Source organism: Nocardia sp. NPDC019323 (genome assembly GCF_044389845.1).
Classification (GTDB): domain Bacteria; phylum Actinomycetota; class Actinomycetes; order Mycobacteriales; family Mycobacteriaceae; genus Nocardia; species Nocardia implantans.
Map to the genome: position 1 here is coordinate 56,197 of NZ_JBIRYN010000013.1, position 20,032 is coordinate 76,228.

The following is a 20,032-nucleotide window of genomic DNA, read 5'->3' on the forward strand; positions in this document are numbered from 1 at the left end:
GTCAGCCGGGCAGAATGCCGAAAATCGTTGCGGGTCCGCCGGAACCGCCGCGGTAGAGCGGTCCGCCCACCAGCACCCACGCCCCGGTGGCGGGCAGCGCGGCCAAGTTCGCCAAACATTCCAAGCTGATCCGGTGCTCGCCGTAAAGCAGCTTCGACACCGCGTAGGTCTCGTCGGTCCCCACGTCGGGGCCGAACGTGTCGATGCCGAGCGCGCCGCGGCGGCCGAGCCTGCCGCTGCCCAGCAGCCATTCCACCGTCGGCACCGCGAAACCCGGTTGCCTGCCCGCTGATCCGCCCGTGCCGATGAACTCGGGTGTGCCCCACTTGGCGTCCCATCCGGTCCAGGCGATCACCGCGGCGCCGTCCGGGATCCGGCCGTGTTCGGCTTCCCATCGCTCCAGATCCTCGACCGTGATCGCGTAGTCGCGATCGCCCGCGCAGCGGTGCCGCAGATCGATCTTCACCGCGGGCAGCAGCAGGTCGTCGAGGTCGAGTTCGTCGGCGGCCAGCCCGTCCGCGCGGAAGTGGATCGGCGCGCCCCAATGCGTTCCGGTGTGTTCGCCCTGCTGGATATAGCGCAGGAGGTAGCCGTCGTCCGCGATCGTGGCCACGATGTCGGTGCGGAATTCCGGATCGTCCGGATACAGCGGCGTGGTGACCGGATCGTGGACGTGCGACAGGTTCACCAGCCGTCCGAGCGGGCGGGGTGCGGTCATCGCGTCCGCTGGGGAATCGCTCTGGCCAGAGCGAGCAGATCCGCTTCCAGGAGCCGGAACAGTCGATAGGTCAGCACGAAGGCCAGGATGCCACCCACGCTCAGCACACGCACCGGAACGATCACCAGCTCCAGGTCGGCGGCCTCGACGAAGGTCGCGCTGGCCACGCCGAGCAGCGGCACCGACGCCGCAACACCCAGGTAGAAACTGCCGCGCCTGGCCAGCGCGCGCAGCTGGCGTTCGTCGTCGGGACCGATGCCGCCGCGCACCAGAAGCTGTGGATAGATCGCTCGCACCGAGTAGACCATGATCGGAAAGAACGGGTAGGCCAGCGCGATCGCCGCGCACACCACCTGCGCGGCGAAGAAGTGCAAGAAGGTGCCGCGCGGCAGGTCGACGCCCGAGAAGGCCAGCCCCAGCGGCCAGACGATGCCCGCGACCAGCCAGAAGCCGAACGGTATCCACACCGCCCAGTCGCCCATCAGCAAGGTGTCGCGGCGGGCTTGGGCGAGTGTGCGCGCGGAGTACCCCTCGCCACGGCCGAGGCGATGGGAGATGGCGAGCGGACGCCGGGTCATGAACACCAGCAGCAGCGCGGCGACCGGGAACGCGATGAGGTTGTTGATCAACCCGACCGCCGCGAACTTTTCCTGGTCGGCGACCGACATCCGGTCGATGATCAGGGTCTGGTTCAGCTGGATGTTGTAGAAGCTGGCCAGCAGGTTCGGCACGCCGACGCACAGCGCCGCGACCGGGAGCAGCCACCCGCGGGCACGGTGGGCGAGGCTGCGTGGCGGGGGATCGACCAGGTCGCGCGCGCGGCTGTCCAGGCACAGGTCGAGTTGTCCCGCGAGTTCGGCGCCGCCGCGCCAGCGCCGCTGCGGGTCTTCGTGCAGGCAGTCCAGCAGCACGCGGCGCAGCGCGGCCGGGGTGCCCTCCGGCAGGCGTGCGAGCGCGGCGGCCGGGACGCCGCCGCGGCGCACCGCGAGCATCCGCGCGTACGTCTCGGCGTCCGGGCCGTTCTCGTCCAGTGGCGGATCATCGAACGGGGTTGCGCCCGTGAGCATTTCCCATAGCAGCACTCCGAGGGAGTAGACGTCGCTGGCGTCGCCGGGGGCGGGTGCGTCGGGGACGAGATAGCGGGTCAGCTGCTCCGGGGAGCGGTAGACCAGCGCGTCGGTCGCGCCGGGGCCGGGCGGCGCGATGCGGCCCGTCGTCTCACCGAGGGCGAAGTCGGCGAGTTTGGGAATACCCTCCGCGGTGAACAGCACGTTCGCCGGTTTGATGTCGTGGTGCAGCACGCCGTGGTGCGCCGCGTAATCCAGCGCGTCGGCCAGCCGCCTGCCCACCCACGCCACGGTCTCCGGCCAGTCCAGCCGCGCGATCTCGGCACGCACGCTGGAATCCGCCGGGCGGATCTCGCCCTTGGCCTCCATGGCGGTGTCCACCGCGCGTAGCAACAGAGCGCCGCCGTCGGTCACGGGGCCGCGACGGCGTTGCTCGAGCAGGCCGACCGCCGTGCCGCCGGGGAGATATTGCATGTAGACCAGGCGTGGGAGCACCGCCGTCCGGGATTCCGGCGCGACGGGCGGTCCCGAGGCCGCGGCCGCGGTGCCGTCCGGCGCGGCGGCGACGGTCGCGTCCGGATCGCTCGAACGCTCGGTCGCCGCGTCCGGATAGGCCGGCACCGTTGCGGCTCCGCGGAGGTCGGCCGAGCGTCCGGAATCGGGAAGCAGAAGGCGGCCCGGGTGAATCGGAGCGAGCGTGGGTGGATCGCCGACCACCACGGTGTCGTCGTCCTTCGATTCCGGTGCGTCCGTCGCATCGCCTGCGGAGGAGGGCTGGGTGACGGTCGGAGAGCGCCCGTCGCCGTCGCGGGTGCGCGGTTCGTCATCGCCGGGGTGGCTCGCTGTCCGGGGTGGGTGTGCCGTGATGGTTTCGTCGTCACCCGGGCGACCCGCCCTCCGGGGTGGGTGTGCCGTGATGGTTTCGTCGTCGCCGGGGCGGCTCGTCGTCCGGGGTGGGTGCGCCGCAATCGTTTCGTCGTCACCGGGGCGGCTCGTCCGGCTGGGTGGGACGGCCGTGAGGGTGGCGTCGAGCTCGAAGGGTTCAGCGGTTGTGGTGCCGAGGTCCGGGTGCGGCGCGGTGATCGTGCCCTGCACCGCGTTGTGGCGGCCGTGCGCGGAACCGGCGACCGTGAGGACCTGTGCGGCGTCGGCGCTGAGCACGCGCTGGTCGAAGACCCGCACGATGTGGGCGTGATCGAGCTGGGCCATCGTGTGGGCCGCGCCCGCCCGCCCCGCCGAGAACCGGACGGCGACCAGCCGTTGCATGGAATGCTGCCTGGCCAGGAAGACCCGGCCGAGCAGCCCGGCGCCCAGGTCCGTGAGCAGGTCGAAGTCATCGATCCGCAGGCCGGGGGCGAGGTCGGCCAGCGCGGCGACGGCCTCGCTGGACTCGGCCTCCGGTTGGTCGTCGCCCGCGAGATCGGCGAGCCGTTCGCCGACCGCGCCGGCCAGTTCCGGGTACTCGGCCAGGAAGTCATCCAGCGGCAGCGGTCCGCGCCCGCGGCGCGCCAGGAATTCCTCGCACAGCAGATCGACCAACTCAGGGCTGGTTGCCACTTCGGGGAATTCCTCGCGATAGTCGGCGATCCGTTTACCGGGCCCGCCGTACTGCCACCGCCGTCGCAGATCCACCCGGATCAGCTCGACCAGGACAGCCAGGCGAACCTGCGTGCCGTCGGGCACGTAGTCGCGGATCTGCGGCGGCAATCGATCACCATGGAGGCTGCGCTGCCAGTCGGCGGAGAACCGGGCGACGGCATCGGTGCGGGTCAAGCTCACGTGCTGGTCTCCGCGGCGGTCGTGGCGGCTCGGGCCGACCGGCCATCGGCGGCGCCCGTCTCGGCGGAATCCGGATCGACCACCCGCTCCAGCGCCCGCAGATCCGCTTCCAGCGCGCGGAACAGCAGATAGGTGCCCACGAAGGCGAGTATGCCGCCGACGCACAGCAGCCGGACCGCGACGATGACCGACGGGATATCGGACGGGGGCAGGAAGGTCACTCCGGCGACCGCGAGCAGCGGCACCGAGGCCGCCACCGCGAGGTAGCCGTTGCAGCGCCGGTCCAGGCCGCGCAGCCACACCGCGTCCTCGGGACTGATGTCACCGTGGCGGAGGAACAGCGGGTAGACGCATCGCACCATGTAGAAGGTCAGCAGGAAGAAGGGATAGGCCACCGCGATCGCGCCGCACACCACCAGCGAAGAGAAGAAGTGCACGACCGAGCGCGTCGATATCTCTCCGGTGGACACTTGCAGCGCGATCAGGAAGCACGGTGCGGCCAGCACCCACAGCGAGAAGGCCACCGCGACCGCCCGGTCGCCCATCAGCAGCGCGTCGCGTCTGGCACGTCGTAGCGTTGCGGGGTCGTATCGTCGCCCTTTGCGCAGGCCGCGGGGCACGATCAGCACGTATCTCGCCAGATACAGCACGAGCGCGATGCCGACCGGGAAGAAGATCGCGTTCACGATGCCGGTGATGATGAGGAAGGTCTGCTGGGCGTCCGCGGTCATCCGGTCGATGATCAGATGCTGGTTGTGCTGGATGTTGTACAGCGAGGCGAGCACGTTCGGCAGCGCCATCGCCACCAGCGCCACCGGCACGATGTACGGCCGCAGCCGCCGCCGCCAGCTGTTCGGCGCGGGGTCGACCAACTCCCGCGCACGCGCGTCCAGGCACATCTCCAGCTGCCTGGCCAGGATGGCGCCGTTGGACCAGCGATCGGCTCGCTCGGGAGCGAGACAGGTCAGCAGGATGCGGCACAAGGCGGCGGGACAGTCGGCCGGAACCCGCGACAGCGCGACGTCGTCCACGCCCGAGCTGCGTCGCTCCAGCATGGCCTCCAATGTGGTGTCGTCGCTTCGATCGCCTGCGCCGGCCGTCCGGTCGTCGAACGGTTTCGCTCCGGTGAGCAGCTCCCACAGCACCACGCCGAGGGAATAGATGTCGGCGCGGGTGTCCAGGTCGGCGGCGCTGCGGCCGAAGCCGGGGTGGCAGGCCTCCAGCTGTTCCGGCGACATGTAGGCCAGTGAGCCGCCGAAGTAGGCCACCGGGCTGGTGCCCTCCACGTTGCGGCTGAAGCTGATGTTGAAGTCGGCGAGTTTCGGCACGCCCTCGGCGGTGAGCAGGACGTTGGCCGGTTTGACGTCGCGGTGCAGCACGCCGTGCGATGAGGCGTAGTCCAGCGCCTCGGCCAGCCTGCGGCCCAGCCAGGCCACCGTCTCCGGCCAGCTCAGCGCCGCGATCTCGGCGCGCACGCTGGAATCGGTCGGACGGATCTCGCCCTTCTCCTCCATGGCCGCGTCGACGGCGTCCAGCAGGAGCCGGCCGCTGCGCTCGGCAGGCGGGGTCGCGCGCACCCAGCGCAGCACCCCCAGCAGTGTGCCTCCGGGGAGGAACTGCATGTAGAGCAGCCGCAGCCGGCGCGCTGCGCCCTGGGTGTCCTCCAGCAGCCGCTGGTCGAAAACCCGCACGATGTAGTCGTGGTCGAGTTGGGCCAGCGTCTGCGGCTCGGTGCCGTGGTCGGAGGAGATCTTGACCGCGACCAGTCGCTGCAGCGAGCGCTGCCGGGCGAGGAAGACCCGGGCGAACGCGCCGCTGCCCAGACCGGTCAGCAGATCGAAGTCATCGATCCGCTGACCGATCTCGATCCGGTCGAGCGGGTCGGAGCGGCCCGGCCCGGTCCCGATCGTCGTGGGCGCGGCGGTGGCCGTACCCGTCAGGTCGGCGGCGGTCGTTCTGGTCACCTCGGAACCACGAGCAGACTCGGCGGTTCGGTTCAATGCGGTGTCGGCGAGAACCGGGTCACCGTCCGCGACGACGGTCCGGGTCGAATCCTCCTGGGTCGCGCGGCGGGTGCTCTGATCGATCTCCTCGGCGTTCAACAACTCGCGCAGTTCCGCCGCTTGCCGCGGGTATTCGCGCAGGCATTCGCGCGGATCGACTCGCTCGCCGCTCTGGCGGCGGATGACGAACTCCTCGTACACCAGACCGGCCGGAATATCGTCGGAGGCGAGCTCGGAGAATTCGGCGCAGTAATCGGTCAGGCGCATGCGCGCGGCCGGATCGGGCGCGGCGCCCGAATTCCTTCCGCGGCGAAGCCAGCGATGGCGCAGGTCGACGCGGATCAGCTCGAGCAACGCCTCACGGCGCAGGGTGCTGGCGTCGGGCAGATATTCGGCGATCGCCGGTGGGCGGCGCGTGGATTCCCATGCCGCGGCGAACGCCGACACCGCCTCGGATTCGGCGTGCGACAGGTCGCCACTCCTCGGCCGGGTGGAAACACCCGTGTCGGGGTCGGACCTTCTCTCAGAGTTCGCACTCATGCTCGGACCTAGTGGCTCGGCGGACACCGCGGAATCCGCACCGGTTGTTGTCCGATGTGCCGAAAATTTCCGCCACACCCAACACCATCATCCCCCGCGCCGTATTCGAAATGATAACTTGCGGCTCGACAGTGGATCACCCGATTTCGACAACGACCGGACGGGGGATGACCAGCACATGTCCGACGAGGCCGCAATCATGGCGGACGGCTCGATCTCGGCGGGAAACTCCGCCCCGCCCCTGACATTCTCGAATGCGAAGACCGGCGTCACCCGACCGCTGGGAGCCGCCGACGTGCTTCCCGCGGAAGCCGGGGCCGCGCTCGAACGCGGCCCGGCCGCGACGATCGCCGCGTGCGTGCGCGACGGCCTGCTGCATCCGGGCCAAGTGGCGGCGGATGCCGGGACGCGGATCGCGGCGGCGGACCGGAAACTCGACGCCTTCAGCGTCCTGCGCGACGAGCAGGTGACGGTCGAATCGGTCGGCCTGATGGAGCGTGACGACCTGGACGTGCTGCCGCTGGCCGGTGTCCCGGTCGTGGTCGAACACGGCGTTCCCCTCGCGGGCGAGCCGGTGCCGTGGGGGCCGGTGGCCGCCGCGGATGATCCGGTGGTGGCCAGGTTGCGTGCGGCGGGCGCGGTGGTCATGGGCCTCGTCGCGGCCCCGGAGCTGAGTCGATGGGTGACCAGCGCGGGCGCCGAGCGCGTCATCCGCAATCCGTGGAATCCCGCGCGCAACGCCGGAAGCGCGGCCGGCGCGGCGGTCGCGGCCGGGCTGGTTCCGGTGGCGCACGGCTGCGACGGTTTGGGGGCGGTGCGGGTGGCAGCCGCGTGCTGCGGTGTCTTCGGGATCAAGCCGGGGCAGTACACGGTCCTCGGGACGGGCCCGTGGTCGAGTCTGGTCGAAAACGGTGTCCTGGCGACGAGCGTGGACGATGCCGCGCTGGCGCTGTCGGTCCTGGCGGCGCGACCGGGCCTAGCCGAGGTGGATCCACCCGGCCGACTACGCATCGGGCTGGCGGTGGATCCACCTTCCAGCCTGCTGCGCGTCGACCGGCACTGGACGGCGGCGGCCCGCACGGCGGCCTCGGTGGCCGCGGCGGTGGGGCATTCGGTGCGACCGACCGCGCTACCGTACGGAAACGCGCTGCTCGCGGCCTCGCTGCGCTGGCTGGCCCTCGGTGCCCGCGACGCTCGAGCACTGCCAGAGCCCGACCGACTATCGCGGACAGTCCGGCAGCGCCTGGCTCTGGGCCGGACCGTGCATCGGTTACGGCTCGCGCGTCCCGCCCAGATCGACCGGGTGGAGGCGCGACTACTGGAGTTCTTCGAGCACTACGACGTGGTGATCACACCCACGCTCGCCGCCCCGCCGCCGCCGGCGCGGGCCTGGCACTTCCGCGACCGCCCCGCCACTCTGCTCACCAGCGCGCGGTTCGCCCCCTTCACTCCGCTGTGGAATCTGGTCGGCTGGCCCGCCGTCTCCATCCCCATGGGCATGCATCCCGGATCGGGTACGCCGGTCGCGGCTCAACTCGCGGGACCACCCGGCAGCGAATCCACTCTGCTCCGGCTGTCGGCGCAATTGGAGACCCGCCGCCCCTGGCAGCGCACCGCCCCCGAGGCCCGGCCGGGCCGGTTCAGACGCTGACCGGCTGCTGCTGCGCGGCGAACCCGCCCTCGACGGCCCGTCCGGCGAACTCCAGGATGGTCGGCCGGTTGTCGTCGGCCCGCCAGGCCACGGCGAGCTCGCACGGCGCCAGTCCCGACACCGGACGCGCGGTCAACCCGGGCCAGCGGTACATCGGCACGTTGTTCTCCGCGAGCAGGCACACGCCGAGGCCGAGGCTCACCGCTTCCAGCTTGTCCTCGGCGGTCGCGGCTTCGGCGCCGATCTTCGGCGGACGGCCGCCGCGTCCGTCGTTGCCCAGCCAGAAGTCGCGCACGGCGCCTGCTTCGGTGGGCAGCGCGACGAACGGCTCGTCGAGCAGATCGGTGAACTCGATGGTCTCCGAGACGGCCAGCGGGTGGTTCTCCGGCAGCAGCACCCAGCGCGGTTCGGTGCGCAGCACCTGCCACCGGTACCGGCTCTGGTCCGGCAGCGGAAGCCAGACCAGAGCCAGGTCGGCCTGACGGCCTGCGAGCCCGCTGGACGGATCGGTCCACGACGCCGCGTGCAGCGCGAGACGATGTCCGCTCGCGCTCTCCAGATCGCTGAGCAGACCGCGACCGAGCGTGGATTGGATGCCGACGCGCAGCACCTCGCCCGCCTCCTGCAGCGAGACGTTGGTGACCTCCCACAGCTCCAGGATCTTGCGGGCGCCTTCGAGCAGCTCCTTGCCCGCGACGGTCAGCGCGACGCTGCGCTGGTTGCGGTCGAACAGGACCACGTCGAGCTGGCGTTCCAGCTGACGGATCTGACGCGACAGGGTGGGTTGAGCGATGTGCAGCCGCTGAGCGGCGTTGGTGAAATGCAGTTCCTCAGCGACGGCGACGAAATACCGCAGGTCGCGCAAGTGCGGGTCCATAGCCCCTTGCTATCAGAATCAGTCCGGAATTTCCAGCCTTATCAGGCCGGAAAGTTCGGATACGGGCACCGAAACAGTCGGCAGGTTTGTTAGGAACAGCATATTGCCTGTGATGGTGCCGCGCACCAAGCGGTTGGCGAATTTTCGGCATGCTCTGCGCATTTGCCGTCGCGCTCCCGGATTTGGGCGCTTGACCAGCATGAATGGGGGTTCGCCCGAAGTCTCCGTGGCGGATTGAGGGACGCCTTCGTGGGCATCGAGTGCGGGCTGAGAATTTGCCGCTGACCGGCTATGCGAAGTAAGCGGCAGGTCGCGTGATTTTGCTCACAAGGAACTTCGCGTGTGTCGGGCCCCCATGTGGCCCGAACGCGGCGAGGCGCCGTGGCCGAGACGAATCCCGGCCGCGGCGCCCCGGCTCCGCGTCGCGCTCACACGCCGCGAGCGCGCTCCTCGTAGGCCTTGCGCTTCTCGGCGTCGACGTCGTCGAGAAAGGCGCGGCCGGACCCGAGCGCGCGGCCGATGCCGTCCCCGAGCGCTTCCGGCAGCAGGCCGACGAACTGGGAGATGAACCCGGCCACCGCGGTCACCCTGACCTTCGACTTCGGCGTGACGATCAGCTTCGCGACCGCGTCGGCGATCTCCTCCGGCTCGGCGGCGCGCATCAGCTTGGGCGCGGTGACGCCCGATCCGAGCTCGGTGTTGGTCAGCGTCGGTAGCACCGAGGAGAAGCGCACGCCGGTGCCGCGGTACTCCTCGCGCAGCGTGTCGGTGAATCCCAGCACCGCGTGCTTGCTGGCGTTGTAGGTGGCCAGGCCGGGGATGTGCGCCTCGCCCGCCAGCGAGGCGATGTTGATGATGTGCCCGCCGCCGCGCGGCAGCATCCGGCGCAGCGCCAGCTTGGATCCCAGGATCACGCCGTAGACGTTGATGTCCAAAATCCGGCGGGTCAGCGGGTCCGGCTCGTCCACCAGTTTGCCGGTCGGCATGATGCCCGCGTTGTTGATCAGCACGTCGATCGGGCCGAGGGCGCGCTCCACCTCGTCGAGGAAGCTGTCGAAGGAATCGTGATCGGTCACGTCGAGCTTGCCGTAGAACTCGAAACCGCGCGCCGTGCCCGACTCCTTGACCGTGGTCTCGTCGATGTCGCCGATCGCGATCTGCGCGCCGAGGGCCTGCAGCGTGGTCGCGGTGGCGAGTCCGATGCCGCGGGCGCCGCCGGTGATCACCACGACCTTGCCGCGGATCTGCTTCGCATCGGTCACTTGTCGTCCCCCTTCAGCTTCAGCAGGGCGGGCAGGTCGAGCCGGCGCAGGCCGCGAGCGCCCGCGGCGCGCATGGCGCCGAGCGCGAACAGCAGCTTCGGCATCGAGTACGGGTACCAGAACAGTTCCTTCTGCTGCGTCGGCAGGATCGGTGTGGTGATCGCCTGCTGACGGCAGTACTTGCGCACGCCGTTCGCGCCGCCCCAGCGCGCGCCGACGCCGGACAGGCCCCAGCCGCCCATGGGCAGCGCGTAGCTGAACAGGTTGGCGAAGACGTCGTTGATATTGACCGCGCCCGCGTTCAGCTGCCGGGCGATCCGCTCGCCCCGCTCCTTGTCGCCGGTCCATACCGAGGCCGAGAGGCCGTACACCGAGTCGTTGGCCAGCCGGATCGCCTCCGACTCGTCGGCCACTTTCATCACCGGCAGCGTGGGACCGAAGGTCTCCTCGGTGATGCAGGACATGGTGTGGTCGACGTCCACCAGAACGGTCGGCTCGAAGGCGGTGCCGAATCCGGCCCGCTTGCCGCCGGTGAGCACCTTCGCGCCCGCCGCGACGGCCTCGTCGACATGGCGCTGCACGATGGCCGCCTGGTTCTCGTTGGCCAGCGCGCCGACGTCGTGCTTCGACTCGCGCCCGTCGAGACCCTGGCGCAGCGCCTTGACGTTGGCCGTGAGCTTGGCGACGAACTCGTCGTAGACCGGCGCTTCGACGTACACCCGCTCCACCGAGATGCAGACCTGGCCAGAGTTGAACATGCCGCCGAAGGCGATGCCGTGCGCGGCGCGATCGAGGTCGGCGTCGGCCAGGACGATGGCCGGGTCCTTGCCGCCGAGTTCCAGGCTGTAGGGCACCATCCGCTCCACGCAGGCGGCGGCGATCTTTCGGCCGGTCGCGGTGGAGCCGGTGAACTGGATGTAGTCGGCGTTGCCCACCACGGCCGCTCCGGTCGCGCCCGCGCCGGTGACCACCGCGAAGACCGGCGGCGCGCCGATCTCGGCCCAGCCCTTGGCCAGTTCGATCGCCGAGAGCGGGGTGACCTCGGACGGCTTGAGAATCACGGCGGCGCCCGCGGCGAGCGCGGGGAACACGTCCATCACCGGCATGGCCAGCGGGAAATTCCACGGCGTGATGACGCCGACCACCGGATAGGGCCGATAGACCGTGGTCAGTCGCTTGACCCTGGCCAGCGGGCTGTGCGGCGACGGGTGGTCGTCGGCGAGGAACTTGGCCGCGCGGCGGGCGTAGTAGCCGATCAGATCGGTCGCGAAACCCGGATCGATCAGGGCGTCGACCCTTGGCTTCGCGGTCTCCGACTGCAGCACGGTGGCCAGGCGATCGGTGTTGTCGATCAGCCAGTCCTGGAATTTCAGCAGCCAGACCTTGCGTCCTTCGGGGCCGATCGCCTCCCACTCCGGCTGGTACAGCCGCAGTTCGCGGACCTTGGCCGCGACCGCGTCGGCGGTCTCGTCCGGCACCGTGCCGACGACCTCTCCCGTGCCGGGATTGCGCACCTCGATGACGGCGGGGCCGTCGCTCTTCGCGGTCGTTTCGCGTGCCTGCGCCTGCTCGGCCGCTGGCGCTGGTTCGGTGTTGGTCACTGCTGTTCTCCCACTGACGTTGTGTTGAACCGCGGTCTGCGACTGCTGTGAGGCAGGCCACTGAACTATGATCGTGACACAATCCGAACAGAGTTTCTTGGCCCGAATTGTCAAGGAAAACGTGCGATTTTGTTTCTTCGAGACAAAATCGCCGAGCCGAAGGAGAGGGCGATGACGATGGGGCCTTCGCCGGGCGTCTCGGTCAGTCCGAACCCCGGTCCCGACGAAGTGCGCGACTGGCTCGCCGAGTACGTCTATGAGACGACGCGCGCGGAGGTGCTGGAGCGCATCGTCACCCGGCTGGACGACGTGATCATCGCGCGCATCCCCGAACTCGCCGATCGCGATATGCGGCGCGACCTCGCGGCCAGTACCAGGGCGCACGCCAGGATCGTGCTCAGCCGACTGGCCACCGACACCTTCGAGTACTCGCTGCCGGAGGAAGCGCACGCGTTCGCGCGCAGCGTGGCGCGGCGCGGGTTCGAGCTGCGGTTGCTGCTGCGGGTCTATCACGTGGGCATGGAAGCGGTACTGGACTACATGACCGAGGTGGTCGAGCAGCGGCGGACCACGCCCGAACTCGAGCGCGTGCTGCTGCTGCGGTTGTTCGAGCGGGCCACCAAGTGGATCAGCACCTCGGTCGAACTGCTCACCGACACCTATATGGAGGAGCGCGAGCAGGTGCTGCGCGCCGCGCTCAACCGGCGCGCCGAGACCGTCCGCGCCCTGCTCGACGGCGACGACGTGGACGTCGATCAGGCCTCGGTGCGGCTCGGCTATCGACTTTCCCAGCAACACCTGGCCTTCGTGTTGTGGACCGACGAGCCGACCGGAGAGCCCGCAGGCGCGGAGGCGGAGGCGACCGGACTGCTGGACCGGGTCGCGGCGCGACTGGCCGCGGCGCTGGGCAGCGCCAGGGTGCTCACCGTCCCCTCCGGCGCCAGCGCGATGTGGGCGTGGGCCGGATCGGACGACGGGGAACACGGCGCGGGACTCGCGGCGCCCGGCGAAGTGGAACGGCTGGCCGCCGCGCAGGTCGAGGCGCCGGTGCGGGTGGCGTTCGGTGTGCCGGCCGGGGGGATCGCCGGTTTTCGCCGCAGTCATCGCGAGGCGGTCGCCGCGCGGCAGGTCGCCGAGCGCGCGCCCGCGGGCGGGCGGCGGGTCACCGGGTATCGAACGGTGGAGATCGCCTATCTGGCCGGGGCGGACGAAGCGGCCATGCGGGGACTGGTCGAGCGGGAGCTGGGCGCGCTGGCGGGCCGGGACGCGAACGCCGCACGGCTGCGCGAGACGCTGCACGCCTATCTGCGCAGCCAGCGCAGCCCGGAGGCCACGGCGAAGGTGCTCGGGGTACACAAGAACACGGTCCGCTACCGCGTGCAGCGGATCGAACAGCTACTGGGATATCCGATCGAAGAGCGCGGGCTCCCGCTGGAGATCGCGCTGGTGTGCGTCGCCGTCTACGGCGCCGACGCCCTGCCTTGAACCGGTCGGCGCCTACTCTCCTGCCGCGGCCTCCCGCGCGGCGATGCGGCGCAGCGGCGGTTCGGTGGTCGGCGCCACCCTGCGGTCGGGTAACTCGGCGAGCAAGGTGGTGGTCGCCTTCGCGATGGCCGCGACGGCCTTGTCGACGGCCGGTTTGGTGGTCGAGCTCAGGCCGGACACGCCACCGACCTTGCGCACGTACTGCAGTGCGGCGGCATAGATTTCCTGCTCGGTTGCGGCAGGTTCCAGACCACGCAGGACGGTGATGTTTCTACACATGCGAGCACACTAGCCCCACATCACGACATGCGTCAGGGCAAGAAGCAACCGAGGCCGAAATCGATTCGCCCGGCGGACGCGCCCGCGGGGACGAATGTGCGCCCATCCGTGAATCCCACGCGTGCGGCGCGCGGCATGGGGAACAATCGGGGCATGTCTTCGCGCGGTGTACCCACCTTGACGACCTTTCCGTACGCGGAGCTGGACGAGCGGGAGGAAGACCATTGGTCCGGCGCCGCGGTTTCCGACGACGAATTGCGTGCGCTGGCCCTCGGCGCGTTCTACTCGGCGCGCTGGGACGCGTTCCACGACGCGCTGCTGCTCGGCCCCGAACGCGCGCATCCGCTCGGTGACCGGCGTGAACTGGCCATCGACACGCTCACCGGCGCGTGGGGCATCACCGACGGGACCGAGGCGCAGGCCTCGATGGAGCAATTGCTGGACGGCATGCACGCCCCGCTCTACGCGCTGGTGCATCCGCTGGTGACGGCCTCCATCAACGCCAGCGAGCGCGATCGCTTCGGTGAGCGCGCCGATCGGCACCGGGCGTTCCTGCGCCAGGTCGGCGCGTTCCGCGGGATGGACAATCCGGAGGCGCTGGTCCGCGACTACGACATCTGGTCGCAGGCGATCAAGATCGGATTCACCGATCATCTGGCCCGGCCGCTGCCGAGCGACATCCACGCCTGGGATCTGGCCAGGGTGGTGGCGGTGGCCAGGATGGCCTACACGGCCGGGTACCTCGACGCCGACGTGGCCTGGAGCTATCTGGCGCGCGCCCTGCCGCTGGCGCAGAGCAAGTACCGCAACTGGCGCCAGTTCGGCGACGCCTATCTCACCGGCTGGACCTACTGGCAGGCCTGCGAGGACCTGGCCGAGCTGAAGAACGGCGGCGTCGACCGCCGCAAGGAGTTGCTGCGGCTGTGGCTGCGTCCGACCAGCCCGTGGCGACGGATCGCGCTGAACTCAGCTCCCGTCGGGGAGTGAGCGCAGGATCCCGCGGCCGTAGCGCTGGAACTGCGCGTCGTCCACCATGCCGAGGGAGTGCCGCTCGACCAGCAGCTCCCATTCCGAATACAACTGCGCCACACCGGGGTCGGCCGACCCGGCGGCGCCGTCGGCGGACTCCCGGCGCACCGCGAAGTTCACCGCGCAGCTGACCCGTTCGGTGTCGGCGCGGTCCGCGCCGGAGAAATGCAGCGTCCGGCTCCCGTCGTGCACCTCCATGCCGACGGCGCCGCGCCCAGGACCGATCTCACCGCGCCCTGCGGTGGGGGTATCGGTGACGCGCGCCCATAAGACCACGGGAATCGGGAGTTCGTGCGCGTACCGGCCCTCGCCCATGGCGATGAACAGCAGGCGGGTGGTGGTCGCCGCGAGCAGGCCGGAGCCGTTGCCCGCGGGCGGGTGCGCGACCGCGACGGCGGTCTCCAGGACGTACTCCTCCGGCGTCACGTAACGATGCAGAGCCGCTATCGCCTGCTTCGCCTCGCGGCGCGGTGACATCCTGCGCGTGGCCCGTTCCACGTCCGCGCGGGTGGGACCGCCGCGGCCCCAGACGGGGGCGGGCGGGCGCAGGTCCGGCGCCGCCACGTCGATGCGCTGGGTGGCCAGGATGTGCGCGTTGATGCGATCGACGATCTCGGTGGCCGCGGGCACGTCGTGCTCGGCGATGATGACCGGGAGGGGGGTGCGGTCCGCGGGGACGCCGGTGAGCACGGGCGTGGGGTAGCGCAGATAGATCTCGATGACGACCGCGTCGTCCGCGCGCCGGTTCAGCCGGACTTTCAGCAGGTCGGAAACCGGGACATCGAGCACGCGCTCGCCGTCGGATCCGGGTCGCAAGACGATCAACCTGCCGCGGCCGTGACGCAGTATCGCTGTTGGTGTCCGTAACTCGACTATGTCCATACCCCCTGCGCTCGTGTCTGGTCTGCGGCGCTCCCGGGGCCCTTCGTGGTGTGCGAGCTACCGCCTGGGTGGCCCGTCGCTCGCGCCGCGATGTTGTGTCGTCGCTCACGATAGGCCGAACATGCCATGATTGTTGCCACTTGGAGGAAGCCGAACCGGAGACATCGGGAACCACCGTCGGTCTCCGGCCGTTTACCTCTTTAACTGCACCTGCAGCCGAACTGCGCGATGTATCGAGTAGACCGTACGCGGTAACGTGGCTTGTCCGCATCCGAACCCCCGCGGAACCGGACGCGCCAGACGCATCGCTAGGCAAGAACCGGAGACACCGGAAAGGACTGGCCGCCCCGGCCGACGCTCTATGAACCGCAAGACTGTGTTTCGCACCCTGGCCATAGTCTCGGGCATTCTGCTCGTGATCTATGCGTTCAGCTACTTCGGCAACGACACGCGGGGCTGGAAGAGCGTCGATACATCGGTTGCCCTCAGCCAGCTCGAGAACAAGAGCAACGTCCAGAACGTCCAGATCGATGATCGCGAGCAGCAGCTGCGCATCGAGCTGAAGGACGGCAACGACGCCACCGGCGGACAGACCAGGATCATCGCGAAGTATCCGGGCGGCAGCGAGACCTCCGCGCAGATCTTCTCGGCCGTGAAGAACTCCGGCGCGCCCTACAACACCGTGGTCAAGCAGGAGAGCTGGTTCACCCAAATCCTGCTGTTCGTGCTGCCGATGGTGATCCTGCTCGGCCTGTTCATCTTCGTGATGGCCCGCATGCAGGGCGGCGGCCGCGGCGGCATGATGGGCTTCGGCAAGTCGAAGGCCAAGCAGCTGTCCAAGGACATGCCCAAGACCACGTTCGCCGACGTGGCCGGAGCCGACGAGGCGGTCGAGGAACTCTACGAGATCAAGGACTTCCTGCAGAACCCGGTCCGCTACCAGGCCCTCGGCGCCAAGATCCCCAAGGGCGTCCTGCTCTACGGCCCGCCGGGCACCGGTAAGACCCTGCTGGCCCGCGCCGTCGCGGGCGAGGCCGGTGTGCCGTTCTTCACCATCTCCGGTTCGGACTTCGTGGAGATGTTCGTCGGCGTCGGCGCCTCCCGTGTGCGCGACCTGTTCGAGCAGGCCAAGCAGAACAGCCCGTGCATCATCTTCGTCGACGAGATCGACGCGGTCGGCCGCCAGCGCGGCGCCGGCCTCGGCGGCGGTCACGACGAGCGCGAGCAGACCCTCAACCAGCTGCTGGTGGAGATGGACGGCTTCGGCGACCGCACCGGCATCATCCTGATCGCCGCGACCAACCGCCCGGACATCCTCGACCCGGCGCTGCTGCGTCCCGGCCGGTTCGACCGGCAGATCCCGGTCGGCAACCCCGACCTCGCCGGTCGCCGCGCCATCCTGCGCGTGCATTCGCAGGGCAAGCCGATCTCGCCGGACGCCGATCTGGACGGCCTGGCCAAGCGCACCGTCGGCATGTCCGGCGCCGACCTGGCCAACGTGATCAACGAGGCCGCGCTGCTCACCGCCCGCGAGAACGGCGCGGTGATCACCGGCGAATCACTGGAGGAGTCGGTCGATCGCGTGATCGGCGGCCCGCGCCGCAAGAGCCGGATCATCAGCGAGCACGAGAAGAAGATCACCGCCTATCACGAGGGCGGGCACACCTTGGCCGCCTGGGCGATGCCGGACATCGAGCCGGTCTACAAGGTCACCATCCTGGCGCGCGGCCGCACCGGCGGCCACGCGATGACCGTGCCCGAGGACGACAAGGGCCTGATGACCCGCTCGGAGATGATCGCCCGCCTGGTCATGGCGATGGGTGGCCGCGCGGCCGAGGAACTGGTGTTCCACGAGCCGACCACCGGTGCGTCCTCCGATATCGACCAGGCCACCAAGATCGCGCGCGCGATGGTCACCGAGTACGGCATGAGCGCACGGCTGGGCGCGGTCCGTTACGGCCAGGAGCAGGGCGACCCGTTCCTCGGCCGCTCGATGGGCATGGGTTCGGACTATTCGCACGAGGTGGCGGGCGCGATCGACGAGGAGGTGCGCAACCTGATCGAGGCCGCGCACACCGAGGCGTGGGCCATCCTGAACGAGTACCGCGACGTGCTCGACGACCTGGCCACCGCGCTGCTGGAGCGCGAGACGCTGCACCGCAAGGATCTCGAGCAGATCCTCGCCTCGGTGCAGAAGCGCCCCAGGATCACCGCGTTCAACGATTTCGGCGAGCGCGTCCCCTCGGACAAGCCGCCGGTGAAGACGCCGGGCGAGCTGGCCGCCGAGCGCGGCGAATCCTGGCCGCCGGAGCCGGTGGTGAAGCCGGTGGCCGCCTCCGCCCAGCGCGAGCCGCAGCCCGCCAACGGGTACCCGCCGCACGGCAGCGGTTACGGCGCTCCGCCGCAGTACCCCCGCCCGTCCGCGCCCGGCTACCCGCTGCCGGAGGCTCCGGCCTATCCGCGGCAGGGCACGCACGGGTCGCGCCCGGACTACGGCGCTCCGGCGGGTTGGTCGGCTCCCGGCTGGCCGCCGCGCGACGAGCCGCAGCAGGGTCAGCCCGGCTGGGGCGACCAGCAGCCCAGGCACGGCTACCAGCAGTGGGGTCCGCAGGGTTCGCCCGAAGGCGGCTACGAGCGGGACGGCTACGGCGACCGCGGCGGCTATGACGAGCCGCGCAGGGCGAATCCGAACGGCGAGGGCGACGGCGATTGGGATGGACCGAACGGTCGTCACTGATCAGTGACGATTAGGCTCGACCATCTGGGGTGCCGAGAGATTGCCGGCGCCCGGGGAGTTTGGAGGTGTCCTCGATTGTCGGCCAACGAGCATGGCGGTGGTCACACCCTCGCCGAAGCGGAACACGACGGTGTCGACATCGGCGTGCCGGAGCCTGGCCTCGTGGCACTGGAAACGGGCAGATCGTTCGATCAGGCGCGGGCCGAAGCGGCGGTACGGGAGTTGCTGATCGCCGTCGGCGAGGACCCGGACCGGCCAGGACTGCTCGACACGCCCGCCCGGGTCGCGCGCGCCTACCGAGAAACCTTCGCCGGGCTCTACGTGGAACCGGATTCGGTGCTCAACACCACCTTCGATGAGGGGCATCAGGAACTGGTGCTGGTCAGGGACATTCCGATGTACTCCACCTGTGAACACCATCTGGTGTCCTTCCACGGGGTCGCCCATGTGGGTTACATCCCCGGCCCGCACGGTCGGGTCACCGGCCTGTCCAAACTCGCCCGTCTGGTCGACCTGTACGCCAAGCGTCCGCAGGTGCAGGAGCGGCTCACCAGCCAGATCGCCGACGCGGTGATGCGCAAGCTGGACCCGCGCGGCGCGATCGTCGTGGTCGAGGCCGAGCATCTGTGCATGGCGATGCGCGGCATCCGCAAGCCGGGCGCGAGCACGACCACCTCCGCGGTGCGCGGACTGCTGCAGTCCAACGCCGCCTCGCGCGCCGAGGCGCTCGATCTGATCCTGCGGAAGTGAGCGGGCCCCCGGTGTCCCCACCGAGGCGCATCGACAGCCTCGGCGCCCGCGACGGGCGCTCCTGTGTGGTGATGGGCGTGGTGAACGTCACCAGCGATTCGTTCTCCGACGGCGGGCGATACCTCGATCCCGAGCTGGCTGTCGCGCACGGCATTCGGCTGCACGCCGCGGGCGCGGACATCATCGACGTCGGCGGCGAGTCGACCAGGCCGGGCGCGGTTCGCATCGACGCGGCGACCGAGACCGCGCGGGTGACGCCGGTCATCCGCGGACTGGTCGCAGCGGGCGTGCCGACCAGCGTGGACACCATGCGCGCCGCCGTCGCCGAAGCGGCGATCGAAGCCGGGGTGTCGGTGGTCAACGACGTCTCCGGCGGTCGCGCCGACGCCGACATGGTGCGCGTGGTGGCCGCCGCGGGCGTTCCGTGGATCCTCATGCACTGGCGGGCGGGCGCCGACTACCGGCACACCGGACCGGCCGACCACTACGACGACGTGGTCGCGGAGGTGGTCGCCGAGTTGGACGCGCAGGTGGACTCGGCCGTCGCCGCGGGCGTCGAGCCGTCGCGGCTGCTCCTCGACCCCGGCCTGGGCTTCGCGAAGAACGCCGAGCACAACTGGGCACTGCTCGCAGCGCTGCCGGAATTGGTCGCGCGCGGGCTTCCGGTCCTGATCGGCGCCTCCCGCAAGCGGTTTCTCGGTGCGCTGCTGGCCGACGAAGCGGGTTTGCGTCCACCGGACGGCCGGGAGACGGCCACAGCGACCATCTCGGCGCTGGCCGCGTTGCACGGCGCGTGGGGGGTGCGGGTGCACGACGTGCGCGCCTCGCTGGACGCCATCGCGGTCACCGACGCGTGGCAGAATGCCGCACGGCAGCGCGCCGCACAGCACGACACCGCCCGATCCAGTGCGCAAGGAGCTCAACGATGAGCCGGTCCCCGGTCAACGCCGAAGACGATGCACCGCCGCGTGATCCGGCGCTGCGGCGCGGCGCCGACCGCATCGAGTTGCGCGGCCTGCGCGCCTATGGGCACCACGGCGTGTTCGAGCACGAGCGCCGCGACGGCCAGGAGTTCCTGGTCGATCTGACGGTCTGGCTGGACTTCGCCGCGGCCGCGGCATCCGACGATCTGGCGGCCACCGTGGATTACGGCGCGCTGGCCGAGCGGGCGGTGCGCATCGTCCAAGGGCCGCCGCGCGATCTCATCGAAACGGTGGTGTCGGAGATCGCCGACGACGTGATGACCGATCCGCGGATCAAGTCGGTCGAGGTGGTGTTGCACAAGCCGTCCGCGCCGATCCCGCACACGTTCGCCGATGTGCGGGTGATCACCTCGCGCCACCGGGGGGAGCCCGCCGAATGAGCGAGCGCA

At 70.1% G+C, this 20,032-nt stretch carries 15 protein-coding genes; 7 read left to right on the forward strand and 8 right to left on the reverse strand.

The annotated features are described in order from the left end of the window. Window position 1: 1 nt before the first annotated feature. From ACH49X_RS31260 to ACH49X_RS31270, 3 genes are read right to left on the reverse strand one after another with little or no spacing between them, the layout of a single operon-like run. On the reverse strand, window positions 2–718 hold the full coding sequence (locus ACH49X_RS31260) for a cyclase family protein (protein ID WP_357208953.1): 717 nt from the start codon (window positions 716–718) through the stop codon (window positions 2–4). Further along, window positions 715–3,564: a protein kinase gene (locus tag ACH49X_RS31265; protein ID WP_357208955.1), complete on the reverse strand. Its 2,850-nt coding sequence runs from the start codon at window positions 3,562–3,564 to the stop codon at window positions 715–717. The genes ACH49X_RS31260 and ACH49X_RS31265 overlap by 4 nt, the downstream gene beginning before the upstream one ends. Further along, on the reverse strand, window positions 3,561–6,107 hold the full coding sequence (locus ACH49X_RS31270; RefSeq protein ID WP_357208957.1) for a serine/threonine-protein kinase: 2,547 nt from the start codon (window positions 6,105–6,107) through the stop codon (window positions 3,561–3,563). Before ACH49X_RS31270 ends, ACH49X_RS31265 begins: the two co-directional genes overlap by 4 nt. A 178-nt stretch (window positions 6,108–6,285) precedes the next feature. Here ACH49X_RS31270 and ACH49X_RS31275 point away from each other — a divergent pair, with 178 nt between their 5' ends. Further along, window positions 6,286–7,758, forward strand: coding sequence for an amidase family protein (locus ACH49X_RS31275; RefSeq protein WP_357208959.1), 1,473 nt, complete (start codon window positions 6,286–6,288; stop codon window positions 7,756–7,758). Here the strand turns inward: ACH49X_RS31275 and ACH49X_RS31280 are convergent. From ACH49X_RS31280 to ACH49X_RS31290, 3 genes are all read right to left on the reverse strand, one after another. After that, entirely contained in the window at window positions 7,748–8,635 is an 888-nt protein-coding gene (locus ACH49X_RS31280) for a LysR family transcriptional regulator (protein WP_195078008.1), read from the reverse strand. The genes ACH49X_RS31275 and ACH49X_RS31280 overlap by 11 nt on opposite strands. A 428-nt stretch (window positions 8,636–9,063) precedes the next feature. Continuing rightward, window positions 9,064–9,897: an SDR family oxidoreductase gene (locus ACH49X_RS31285; protein ID WP_357208961.1), complete on the reverse strand. Its 834-nt coding sequence runs from the start codon at window positions 9,895–9,897 to the stop codon at window positions 9,064–9,066. Further along, window positions 9,894–11,498 (reverse strand): aldehyde dehydrogenase family protein, encoded by a 1,605-nt coding sequence (locus ACH49X_RS31290; protein ID WP_195078010.1) that lies wholly within the window; start codon window positions 11,496–11,498, stop codon window positions 9,894–9,896. The genes ACH49X_RS31285 and ACH49X_RS31290 overlap by 4 nt, the downstream gene beginning before the upstream one ends. Before the next feature lie 171 nt (window positions 11,499–11,669). On the opposite strand from ACH49X_RS31290, the gene ACH49X_RS31295 reads away from it, so the two are divergent. Next, window positions 11,670–12,983 (forward strand): helix-turn-helix domain-containing protein, encoded by a 1,314-nt coding sequence (locus ACH49X_RS31295; RefSeq protein ID WP_357110666.1) that lies wholly within the window; start codon window positions 11,670–11,672, stop codon window positions 12,981–12,983. Window positions 12,984–12,995: 12 nt separating this feature from the next. Here ACH49X_RS31295 and ACH49X_RS31300 read toward each other — a convergent pair whose 3' ends face one another. Next, window positions 12,996–13,262, reverse strand: coding sequence for a DUF2277 domain-containing protein (locus ACH49X_RS31300; RefSeq protein WP_195078011.1), 267 nt, complete (start codon window positions 13,260–13,262; stop codon window positions 12,996–12,998). Between the two features lie 153 nt (window positions 13,263–13,415). Here ACH49X_RS31300 and ACH49X_RS31305 point away from each other — a divergent pair, with 153 nt between their 5' ends. Further along, a complete protein-coding gene (locus tag ACH49X_RS31305) occupies window positions 13,416–14,249 on the forward strand; it encodes a DUF1266 domain-containing protein (RefSeq protein ID WP_195078012.1) in 834 nt (277 codons plus the stop codon). On the opposite strand, the gene ACH49X_RS31310 is transcribed toward ACH49X_RS31305, so the two are convergent. Then, complete coding sequence (locus tag ACH49X_RS31310; RefSeq protein ID WP_323124576.1) at window positions 14,229–15,107, reverse strand: hypothetical protein; 879 nt, start codon at window positions 15,105–15,107, stop codon at window positions 14,229–14,231. The genes ACH49X_RS31305 and ACH49X_RS31310 overlap by 21 nt on opposite strands. A 427-nt stretch (window positions 15,108–15,534) precedes the next feature. Between ACH49X_RS31310 and ftsH the strand changes: the two genes are divergently transcribed. The 4 genes from ftsH to folB all read left to right on the forward strand — a co-directional run bounded on the left by ftsH (window position 15,535) and on the right by folB (window position 20,023). Next, on the forward strand, window positions 15,535–17,910 hold the full coding sequence (gene ftsH, locus ACH49X_RS31315; protein WP_195078014.1) for an ATP-dependent zinc metalloprotease FtsH: 2,376 nt from the start codon (window positions 15,535–15,537) through the stop codon (window positions 17,908–17,910). A 138-nt stretch (window positions 17,911–18,048) separates the two neighbouring features. After that, on the forward strand, window positions 18,049–18,660 hold the full coding sequence (gene folE, locus ACH49X_RS31320) for a GTP cyclohydrolase I FolE (protein ID WP_323124589.1): 612 nt from the start codon (window positions 18,049–18,051) through the stop codon (window positions 18,658–18,660). 71 nt (window positions 18,661–18,731) lie between these two features. Beyond that, entirely contained in the window at window positions 18,732–19,589 is an 858-nt protein-coding gene (folP, locus tag ACH49X_RS31325) for a dihydropteroate synthase (protein WP_195078392.1), read from the forward strand. Beyond that, on the forward strand, window positions 19,586–20,023 hold the full coding sequence (gene folB / locus ACH49X_RS31330; protein WP_195078016.1) for a dihydroneopterin aldolase: 438 nt from the start codon (window positions 19,586–19,588) through the stop codon (window positions 20,021–20,023). Before folP ends, folB begins: the two co-directional genes overlap by 4 nt. Window positions 20,024–20,032 lie beyond the last annotated feature (9 nt).

Bases quoted from the DNA above. Each gene is read 5' to 3' on its own strand.
- ACH49X_RS31295 (WP_357110666.1), top strand. From the start codon at position 11,670: ATGACGATGGGGCCTTCGCCGGGCGTCTCGGTCAGTCCGAACCCCGGT.
- folB (WP_195078016.1), top strand. From the start codon at position 19,586: ATGAGCCGGTCCCCGGTCAACGCCGAAGACGATGCACCGCCGCGTGAT.
- ACH49X_RS31275 (WP_357208959.1), top strand. From the start codon at position 6,286: ATGTCCGACGAGGCCGCAATCATGGCGGACGGCTCGATCTCGGCGGGA.
- ACH49X_RS31305 (WP_195078012.1), top strand. From the start codon at position 13,416: ATGTCTTCGCGCGGTGTACCCACCTTGACGACCTTTCCGTACGCGGAG.
- ACH49X_RS31280 (WP_195078008.1), bottom strand. From the start codon at position 8,635: ATGGACCCGCACTTGCGCGACCTGCGGTATTTCGTCGCCGTCGCTGAG.
- ACH49X_RS31300 (WP_195078011.1), bottom strand. From the start codon at position 13,262: ATGTGTAGAAACATCACCGTCCTGCGTGGTCTGGAACCTGCCGCAACC.
- folP (WP_195078392.1), top strand. From the start codon at position 18,732: ATGGGCGTGGTGAACGTCACCAGCGATTCGTTCTCCGACGGCGGGCGA.
- ACH49X_RS31260 (WP_357208953.1), bottom strand. From the start codon at position 718: ATGACCGCACCCCGCCCGCTCGGACGGCTGGTGAACCTGTCGCACGTC.
- ftsH (WP_195078014.1), top strand. From the start codon at position 15,535: ATGAACCGCAAGACTGTGTTTCGCACCCTGGCCATAGTCTCGGGCATT.
- ACH49X_RS31270 (WP_357208957.1), bottom strand. From the start codon at position 6,107: ATGAGTGCGAACTCTGAGAGAAGGTCCGACCCCGACACGGGTGTTTCC.